At 73.6% G+C, this 9,478-nt stretch carries 7 protein-coding genes; 5 read left to right on the top strand and 2 right to left on the bottom strand.

Annotated elements, in window-relative coordinates; all coding sequences use genetic code 11:
- Nucleotides 1-101 precede the first annotated feature (101 nt).
- The 3 genes from BU197_RS08175 (at nt 102) to BU197_RS08165 (ending at nt 4,979) form a co-directional block, all read left to right on the top strand.
- The gene (locus tag BU197_RS08175; protein ID WP_188267557.1) at nt 102-2,504 is read left to right on the top strand and encodes a YfhO family protein; all 2,403 of its coding nucleotides are present in this window, start codon (nt 102-104) and stop codon (nt 2,502-2,504) included.
- 141 nt (nt 2,505-2,645) lie between these two features.
- Nucleotides 2,646-3,611 carry a glycosyltransferase family 2 protein gene (locus tag BU197_RS08170; RefSeq protein ID WP_188267556.1) on the top strand — a complete coding sequence of 322 codons (966 nt, stop codon included), beginning with the start codon at nt 2,646-2,648 and terminating at the stop codon, nt 3,609-3,611.
- Nucleotides 3,612-3,614: 3 nt separating this feature from the next.
- Nucleotides 3,615-4,979 carry a polysialyltransferase family glycosyltransferase gene (locus BU197_RS08165; RefSeq protein WP_188267555.1) on the top strand — a complete coding sequence of 455 codons (1,365 nt, stop codon included), beginning with the start codon at nt 3,615-3,617 and terminating at the stop codon, nt 4,977-4,979.
- 138 nt (nt 4,980-5,117) lie between these two features.
- Here BU197_RS08165 and BU197_RS08160 read toward each other — a convergent pair whose 3' ends face one another.
- Entirely contained in the window at nt 5,118-5,891 is a 774-nt protein-coding gene (locus tag BU197_RS08160) for a VOC family protein (protein ID WP_188267554.1), read from the bottom strand.
- A gap of 173 nt (nt 5,892-6,064) precedes the next feature.
- Between BU197_RS08160 and BU197_RS08155 the strand changes: the two genes are divergently transcribed.
- Nucleotides 6,065-6,892, top strand: a complete 828-nt coding sequence (locus BU197_RS08155) for a sulfurtransferase (RefSeq protein WP_188267553.1) — start codon at nt 6,065-6,067, stop codon at nt 6,890-6,892.
- A 195-nt stretch (nt 6,893-7,087) separates the two neighbouring features.
- On the opposite strand, the gene sepH is transcribed toward BU197_RS08155, so the two are convergent.
- Nucleotides 7,088-8,158, bottom strand: coding sequence for a septation protein SepH (gene sepH, locus BU197_RS08150; RefSeq protein ID WP_188267552.1), 1,071 nt, complete (start codon nt 8,156-8,158; stop codon nt 7,088-7,090).
- Nucleotides 8,159-8,608: 450 nt separating this feature from the next.
- Between sepH and BU197_RS08145 the strand changes: the two genes are divergently transcribed.
- On the top strand, nt 8,609-9,478 hold an 870-nt coding region (locus BU197_RS08145; protein WP_411158462.1), incomplete at its 3' end, for a hypothetical protein.

Raw genomic sequence — 9,478 nt, 5'->3', positions numbered from 1 at the left:
CCACCGGCCGCCGAGGGCCCGCCCCCACCGGCCGCCGAGGGCCCGCCCCCACCGGCCGCCGAGGGCCCGCCCCGGCCACCGCCGCCCCCCTCGCCGCCGCCCTGCTCACCGCCGTCCTGTTCTGTCTCGCCACCCGGCTCTCCCGCAGCCACCCCTTCGGGCCGGTGACCAGGAACACCGTCGACCTCGGCCAGCAGTACCTGCCCTTCCACGCCTACTGGCGCTCCTTCCTCCTCGGCGAGACCCACGGCGACGCCTTCCTCAACTGGAACTCCGGCTTCGGCGCCAACTTCCTCGGCGACATCGGCACCTACCTGAGCAGCCCCTTCGACCTGCTCGTCGTCCTCTTCCCGGCGGATCAGCCCGAACTCGCCCTCTACGCCATCACCACCGCCAAGATCGCCGCGGCCGGTGCCGCCATGGCCCTCCTGCTGCTGCGACTGCGCCCCGGGCCCTGGCCGCTCGCCGCCGTGCTCGGCACCGCGTACGCCCTCTCCGGCTGGACCTTCGACTACGGCGCCACCGTGCCCATGTGGCTCGACGGGCTCGTCGCCTTCCCGCTGCTCTGTCTGGTCGGCGAATGGGCCCGCACCGCCCGCCGTCCGGTCCTCGGCCCCCTGGTCGTCGCCCTCGCCTGGATCGCCAACTTCTACACCGCGTACATGGCCACGATCGGCGCCGCCGTCCTCCTCGTCGTACGGCTCCTCACCGCGGAGGAGAGCGCCACCGCCCGGCAGCGGATCGCCGGAGCCCTGCGTGCCGCACGCGGGGTGCTCCTCGGCATCGGGCTCGCCGCGCCCCTCGTGGTGGTGATCTTCCTCGCCACCCGGGGCGCCGACCCCACCCCCGAGACCACCTTCGCGCCCGCCTCCTGGACGGACCTCCTCGCCCGCTTCCTGCCCGCCACCGCGAGCGTCGAGAGTCCCGCGCTCTTCATCGGCACGCCCGCCCTGCTCCTCGCCCTCACCCTGCCCTTCAACCGGGCCGTCGCCCCGCGCGTCCGGGCCGTCTTGACGACCGCGATCGTCCTGGTCACGCTCTCGCTCCAGTGGGAACCCACCCATCTCCTCTGGCACGCGGGAGCCTCGCCCAACGGCATCCCGTACCGCCAGACCTTCGTCCTGTGCGGGCTGCTGCTCGTCGCCGCCTGGTTCTCGGCCGCCGGGGGAGTGCCCCGCCCTGCCGCGCTCCTCGGCGGCGGCGCGCTGTTCGGGGCGCTGGCCTGGACGGCCAGGGGAAGCGTGGACATCGACCGGTGGACCTACCCCGCCGTCGCCGCCGCCACCGTCCTGGCCCTCGCCGCCGTCCCGTTCGCCCTCCGCGCCGTACACCGCCCCGCACGCCTGCTGCCCGTCCTGGCCGTGGCCCTGCTCGTCGCCGCACAGGGCGGCGAGGCCCTCGTCACCGGCAAGCGGATCGAGGAGCAGCGGCGCGCCGAGGTCTCCTGGTCGCCCCGGATCGGCCCCTGGCACACCGCCGTGGCCGAGGCGACGGCCCGCGCGGACGCCTGGCCCCGGTACCGTACGGACCCCGGCGAGGTCCCCGGCGGCAACGACGTCCTCCTCGTCGGCGGCCAGGGCCCCGACTACTACAGCAGCCTCACCACCGAGGCGACCTCCCGCACCCTGGACGGCCTGGGCTTCGGCCACTACGCCAAGGGCCGCCACCCGGTCACCCTCGACAACCCCGTCACCGACGCCATCTTCTCCATCGGCACCCGCATCCGCTCCGTGCCGACGGGCCCCCTGCGCCAGGACGAACCACCCCGCGCGACCGTCTCCGTCACCACCACCCCCGTGCCGCCGCTCGTCACCGTCCGGCGCCCGGGACGGCCCGCCGGTCACCCCGGGGACTCCGCCTTCGCCGTCCAGGAACGCCTCCTCGGCGCCTCCGTCTACGAGCTGCCGCCCGTCACCCGCACCGGACGCGTCCTCACCGCCCGCTGCCCGGCCGGTTCCCGGCTCTGGTTCTGGGGACCCGAATACCGGGGCACGGCCACCCTCGCGGGGGAGCCGCCGGTGGAGTTCGAGGGCAAGCCGCCCTCCGTCCGCGCTCCGATGCGCCCCCTCGGTGCCGTCCCCGCCACCGGCGAGGTCCGGATCGAGCTGACCTCCGAGACCCGGCCGAGGCTGCCCCGGCAGCCGGTCGGCTGTCTGGTCCGGGACCGGCTCGACACCGCCGTATGGGAACTGACCGCCACCGGCGCCACCCGGGTACGGGCCGGAGGCCACACGCTCACCGCCGAACTGCCCCCCGGCAGCACCGGGACCGCCGTCCTCGCCGTCCCCCGCACCTCCGGCTGGCGGTGCGCCGCAGGGGACGCGGAGCCCCGCCCCGCCCGCTCGTACCAAGGACTGCTCGCCGTCCCGCTCGACGGCCGGGCGACCACGGTCGGCTGCTCCTTCCGGCCCCCCGGCGTCCTCCTCGGCGGAGCCGTCGGAACCGCCGCCCTGCTCGCCCTGACCGCCACCGGGGTCCTGCACCGGCGCAGGACCCGCCGATGACGCCCCGCGCGCACGGGCTTTCCACGGAGGACGACAAGAGTTCACCGGGGGTCCACGCACGGCTCGTCCACCCGGAAAACCCCGGGGTTACTCTGCCCGCCGTAACGGCATTTCATTGTTCGATTCAGTTGGGGATTTCGCGTGCCGAAACTGTCCGTCGTCGTACCGTTCCACAATGTCGGGCCGTACGCCCCCGACACCCTGCGCAGTCTGGCGAACAACGCGGACCCCGAATTCGAGTTCCTCCTCGTCGACGACTGCTCGACCGACGACACCCCCGACATCCTCGACCGCTGGCGTGACCGACTGCCCAACGCCACCGTCATCCGGCACGAGACCAACCAGGGCGTCGCCCAGGCACGGAACACCGGAATCGACGCGGCACGCGGCGACTACCTCACCTTCCTCGACGGCGACGACTGGTACGCCCCCGGCCACCTGCGCGCCACCGTGACCGGCATCGACCGTCTCGGCTGCGACTTCGCCCGCACCGACCACGTCCTCTCCGAGGGCCGGAAGCGGCAGATCCGCTACGCCCCCGCCAAGCGCCGCGACACCGTGATGGACCCCAGGGACGGCATTTCGCCCGCCGACATGGTGACGATGGTCGACTATCCCTTCGTCCCCTTCGGCATTTACAGCGCGGGCCTTTTCGAAAACGGCGCATCGCGTTTCGAGACCTCCCTCAGAACGGCCGAGGACCGCCTCTGGATCTGGCGACTCCACCTCAAGGCACGCACTTTCGCCGCGCTTTCCCTGCACGGGGTCTTCTACCGGCGGGGCGTCACCACCTCGCTCACCCAGATCACCGACAACCGGCAGCTCGACTTCATCCCCTCGTACGACCTCCTGCTCGACGAGGTCTCCCGGGACGCCGAGGCGGACCGCTTCCTCCCGAAGGCCATCCGCACCTACTGCGCGATGATCGCCTTCCACATGGGCAAGGTCGACACCTACGAGCCCGACGTCGCCCGACGGCTCCGCACCGATGTCGCCGACGCCCTGCACCGTATGCCCCAGCGGTTCCTCGACGAGACCCTGGACACGATGGACACCCGCCGCAGCACCCTTCTCCGGAGCCTGCGCGACACCGGAAGGACCGCCTGACCCATGGCTCCCGCAGACGAGGCTTCCGCGCCCGACGACCGCCCGGTCCAGATCTTCCAGGTGTCCACCCTCTACGGCGCCGCCACCCTCGCGGCGGCGCTCGACGCCGGACAGTTCGGCCCCCGCGCCGACCACCGCAGGCTCCTGCTGCTCTCGCACAACACCGAGATCCCCGAGACCGCGCTGCGCCTGGAGTCCATGACCGGCTACGAGCGGATCGCCGCCCGCTTCGACGGCACCCTCGACTGGAACGCGACGATCCACCCGTACCACCCGGCCGCCTGGGCCCCCCGCCCCGAGGAGGCGCCGCTCTGGCAGCGCGTGCTGCGCACCGCCTGGGGCCTCGGCACCGCCCCGGTGGAACTGGTCGTCGAGTCCATCCAGGTCAACCCCGCCAAGGCGCTGGCCGGCACCTTCCCCGAAAGCTCCCTCCACGTCTACGCGGACGGCCTCATGAGCTACGGCCCGACCCGCTCCGACCTCGCCCAGTCGATCGCCTGCCGCATCCGCCGGGTCCTCCACCTCGACCTGGTCCCCGGGCTGCGCCCGCTCCTCCTGAGCGAGTACGGCGTGGAGCCCGAGCTGGTCCCGGACAACGCCTTCCGCGCGGTCCTCACCGAGATCGCCCGGGACGCGGCCGACGACCGGGACATCGCCCGCGCCGCCGACGCCCGCCCCACCGCCCTCCTGCTCGGCCAGTACCTCGCCGCCCTCGCGCTCCTCACCCCCGAGGAGGAAGAGGAACTGCATCTGCGGATGCTGCGCGGAGCCATCGCCGCCGGGCACCGCTCGGTGGTCTTCAAGCCGCACCCCAGCGCGCCCGCGGGCTACTCCCGGGCCCTCCACGAGGAGGCGGAGCGGACCGGGACGCGCCTCACCGTCCTCGACGGGCCGCTGCTCGCCGAGACGTTCTACGAGCGCAGCGGGCTCAAGCTGGTCGTCGGCTGCTTCTCCACGGCGATGCTCACCGCCGCCGTCTACTACGGCATCCCCATCGCCCGCGTCGGCACGGAGGACGTACTCGCCCGGCTCACCCCCTTCGAGAACAGCAACCGGATCCCGCTCACCATCGTCGACCACCTCGTCCCCGACCTGGCGGGCGACGAGCCGCCCACCGTCCCGGGGCGGGCCCCCGCCTCGCTGACACCCCTGGTCAGGGCCGTCGGCTACTGCATGCGCCACAAGATCCACCCGGGTCTTCGCGAGGAGGCCGCCCGTTTCCTCGCCGCCCACCACGCCGAACCCGGCACGGCGCATCACTTCACCCCGGAGCGCCTCACCGACCTCGGCCTCCCCGGCGGCCCCCCGCCCCGCCCGGCCACCCCGGGCCGCCTCCGCAGCCCCTTGGCCCGCTCACGCCGAAACTGAGAAGCCGGGAAGCCGGGAAGCCGGGGAGCCGGGAAGGCGTACAGCCGAAGCGGAGGGGACGCGCGGGACCGGGGCCGAACCCTCCCGGTGCCGGGCCTCTCCGCCCGTGCGGTGCACGGCGTGGACGACCCGAGCGGCCTACGGCGTGGACGAGGTGATCAGGGCGAAGACCGCGCCCTCCGGGTCCGTCACCTGGGCCACCCGGCCCGCCCTGGTCTCATGCGGCGGGCGCTGCGGCCGGCCGCCGAGGTCCACGGCGAGCCCGGCGGCCTCGTCCACGTCCGCGACCTCGAAATACGTCATCCAGTGCGGGCCCCGGTCGCGGGGCAGGGCGTCGCCGACACCGAGCAGCGAGGCCACCGGGACCCCGTCCACCCGCAGGGTCGCGTAGTCGTGGTCGGCGGAGACGACCGGATCCACCTCGTGGCCGAAGACCGTCCGGTAGAACTTGCCGACCGAGGACGTCTCGTACGTCAGCAGCTCGTTCCACACCGGGGTCCCGGGCGGGCCCGCCTCCGCCGTGCCGTGGTGCGCCTCCGCCTCCCAGACGCCGAAGACCGCGCCCACGGGATCGGAGCAGATCGCCATCCGACCGGCCTCGCCCGCGTCGAGCGGGCCCACCGCCACCGTGCCGCCGCAGCAGCGGATGCTCTCGGCCGTCTCGTCCGCGTCGGCGCTCGCCAGATACGGGGTCCAGGCGATCCGCAGATGCCGGTCGGGCGGCAGCTGGCCGATGCCCGCCACTTCCCTGCCGTCGAGCAGCGCCCGGACGTACGGGCCGAGATGGAGGGGGCCGGGTGCGAACTCCCAGCCGAAGAGCGCGCCGTAGAACTCCTGGGTGGCGTCCAGCCCGTGCACCATCAGGCTCACCCAGCAGGGCGTGCCGGGTGTCCGCCGAGTCGCCTCGGTCATCGTGCCTCTCTTCTCGGACCATCGTCGTGGCCGTGGCCCCCATTCGATGGTGCCACCGCCGGGGCCGTGACGCTGCCGGGCCGCACCGGAGGGTGGCCCGATCCCGTCGGGGTGACGCGGGGCGGACGCGTGGTTCGCCCTCCGCGGCCGTGCGGCTGCGCGAGGATGACCCCATGAAGCCCATCATCACCGCAAACGAACTGTTGAGCGAGTCGGCCGGTCCTCGGCCTCCGGTTCTCCTGGACGTCCGCTGGACCCTGGGCGGCCCTCCCGGCCGGCCCGCGTACGAGGCCGGGCACCTGCCGGGAGCCGTCTACGTCGATCTGGACGAGGAACTCGCGGGCGTGCCCGGCAAGGGCGGGCGTCATCCGCTGCCGGACCCGGAGGCCTTCGGGGCGGTGATGCGCCGCGCGGGTGTCTCGGCGGGGACCCCGGTCGTCGTCTACGACGGCGGTCTCGGCTGGGGCGCCGCCCGCGCCTGGTGGCTGCTGCGCTGGGCGGGCCACGGTGACGTGCGCGTGCTCGACGGGGGGCTCGCGGCCTGGACCGGGGAACTCTCGAAGGAGACTCCGGCACCGGAGACCGGCGATTTCCGGCCGGAGCCGGGCGGTCTGGGGCTGCTCGACGCCGACGGCGCGGCGGCGCTCGCCCGCTCGGGGCTGCTGCTCGACGCGCGGGCGGCCGAGCGCTACCGGGGCGACGTGGAGCCGATCGACCGGGTCGGCGGGCACATCCCGGGCGCGGTCTCGGCCCCGACCACCGAGAACGTCGACGCCGAGGGACGTTTCCTGGACGCGGCCGCGCTCCGGGACCGCTTCACCGCACTCGGCGCCGACGGGGACACCCCGGTCGCGGTCTACTGCGGCTCGGGCGTGTCGGGCGCCCACGAGGTCCTGGCCCTGGAGATCGCGGGCATCCCGTCCGCGCTCTACGCCGGCTCCTGGTCGGACTGGTCCTCCGACCCGGCCCGCCCGGTGGCGACGGGCCCGGAACCCCGGTAGGGACAGGCCCCGCGCACAACGAAGGCCCGCGTCCCCACCGGACGCGGGCCTTCTCCTCGTACAGACCGCTCATACGCATTCGCACGAACCACTCAGGCGGCGGCTCGTGCGAACTCCTCATTCGAACAGTTCGCACGGACACCCCGTACGAACTGCTCGGCCGCACACCCCGTACGAGGAGTCCGTCTCCCGAGGTCAGTCCTGCTGCTTCTTCCGGCGGGTGCCGAAGACGATCTCGTCCCAGCTGGGCACCGCCGCGCGGCGGCCCGGTCGGACGCCGTCCGCTTCGGCCTGGCGGTCGGTGGTGCCGGTGAGCCGGTCCCGGTGGCCCGAGACCGCGCGGGGCATCAGCACATCCGCGTACGCCGCACCGGCGCCCGCCGATGCCGCCGTCGCGGGCGGTTCCTCCGCCTCGGTCTCCTCCGTCGGCTCGCTGTCCGGCGGGTCGGGCACGATCATGTCGCCGCGGAAGCTGGGCACGGCCTCCAGGAGGCTCGTCAGGGAGTCGCGCTCCTCCTCCGGCTCTGCGGAGGCGGCGGGCCGCTCCGGCTGCCGGTGGTCGAGCTGCCGGTCGAGGGCGCGGTCGAGCGGCCGGTCCCGGGGGAGCCGGGCGATGCGCGGCACGAAGGGGAAGCTGGGCTCAGGCGAGGCGGCGATCGTGTCGTCGGTCTCGCCGATCAGGGCGCGCGCCTCGTCGTCCACCGCCTGGACGAGCCGCCGGGGCGGGTCGTACGTCCAGCTGGCCGTGTGGACCTCGCTCGCGACCCGGTAGACGAGCAGCACCTCCCAGGTGCCGTCGTCGCGCCGCCAGGAGTCCCACTGCACGGTGTCCTTGTCGGCGCCGCGCAGCGTCAGCCGCTCCTGCACCGCCTCGCCGAGCTGCGGTCCGCTGTTCTCGCCGGGCCTGCGGACGGAGGTCTTGCGGGCACGCTCGGCCATGAAGGCACGCTCGGCGAGCACGGGACCCTCGAAGCGGCGGACCCGGTCGACGGGGATGCCGGCGAGCTGCGCGACCTCCTCGGCGGACGCACCCGCCCTTATCCGCGCCTGGATGTCCCGGGGGCGGAGGTGGCTCTCCACCTCGATCTCGATCTGGCCGAGGCGCGCACGGTCGTTGCGCACGGCGGCGCGCAGCCGCTCGTCGATCGGAAGCGTGTACTCCGTGCTGTCAGCAGCCTTCAGCACCAGTCGTGTGCCGTCGTTTGAGACGGCCACGACACGCAGTTCGGGCATGGGGACCTCCCGGGTGGTGCCTGCCGACGTCACGTGCGTCGCTGCTTCCGCTAGTCGAGTGTGGCCTGCCCGGGTTCAGCCTGCCACTACCTTGCCGAGTTGCCCGGCGTGTCGGGCCTGGACCCTGGAACGCCGCGTGGCACGTTGACCAGGATAGCTACACCGAGTGACAATGCGGCACCCCGCGTTCCGGTCTTCATGCGATGCACGTGGCGCCGCCGGTTTTCGAGTGCCGTCTCCGGCTCTCTTCCCCTTGATCCAGGGCACCCGTGAAGGCGACCGGACCCAGGGTTCGTCAATGTACTCCATTCGGGCCACTTGGGTGGACAGGCGCGCCGCTCAACTTCTCGGACCGTACGGGAGTTGAGTGTCGGCGATCCGCCCCCTCACGTGGCGCTCTTCACAGAAACAGCAGAAACGGAACTATTCGCTTCGCCTGTTTGTCCCTTCTGGGTGCAAGACGAACGGAAGAACCGTCAGGGGTTGGAGATGCGTCACAGGCCGGGCACCGGCACGGACAGCGAGGGCGCCGCCGAGGGCGACGACGCGAAGGGCGGCAACGGCGACAGCGGCGGCAAGGGCGGCAAGAAGGACGGCAAGCGGATCGAGCTGAGCGTGGCCCAGGTCTCGGGCAGCGCGGTGGCCGCGGTCATCGCCGCCAAGCTCGCCTCCACCCTCGGCGTGTACGGCACGATCGTCGGCGCCGGTCTGATCAGCGTCATCGCCACCTGCGGCGGGCCGGTCTTCCAGCACCTCTTCCGGCGTACCGGCGAGCAGATGCGGGACGTGACCACCGCCGCCAAGCCGAAGGCCCGGCAGGTCCCGGTCCCGGTCCCGGCCGCGCCCCGCGACGACCACACCCTGATGCTGGGCACGGTCCAGGCACCCGCGCCGTACGACGAGGAATTCGGCACGGCGACCACCCACGGCACCCGGATGCGGGGCTGGAAGCGTCCGGCCGTCGCCGCGGCCCTGGTCTTCGGCGTCGCCATGGGCGGCATCACCGCCTACGAGCTGATCGCGGACGAGGACTTCAGCGGCAGGCAGGGGACCACCACCTTCGGTTCGGTGGTCCGGGGCGGCGAAGGCAAGGGGCAGCAGGACGCCCCCGCCGGGGAGAACGACCCCACGCCCGGACCGTCCGAGACCGGCGACGGCTCCGGCACCGGCACCCCGGCACCGGGCGGCACCACGGCCCCGGACGGCGGCACCGCCACCGCCACCCTCGCGCCCCGGCCGACCCCCTCCGGCGAGGGCACCCTCGACGAGGAGGCCACCGCCGAACGCAGCGCCGCCTCCGGCATCCTCATCCCCGTCCTGCGCCCCGCCGCGGGCCGCCGCCCCGACATCCAG

The organism is Streptomyces sp. CBMA291 (genome assembly GCF_014596525.1).
Taxonomy (GTDB): Bacteria; Actinomycetota; Actinomycetes; order Streptomycetales; family Streptomycetaceae; genus Streptomyces.
Note: the sequence above shows the minus strand (reverse complement) of the source record. Positions and strands in the feature narration are given on the sequence as shown.

What these genes read in the sequence shown, in the direction of transcription:
- BU197_RS08155 (WP_188267553.1), top strand. Translation starts at nt 6,065, where the DNA reads ATGAAGCCCATCATCACCGCAAACGAACTGTTGAGCGAGTCGGCCGGT.
- BU197_RS08165 (WP_188267555.1), top strand. Translation starts at nt 3,615, where the DNA reads ATGGCTCCCGCAGACGAGGCTTCCGCGCCCGACGACCGCCCGGTCCAG.
- BU197_RS08160 (WP_188267554.1), bottom strand. Translation starts at nt 5,891, where the DNA reads ATGACCGAGGCGACTCGGCGGACACCCGGCACGCCCTGCTGGGTGAGC.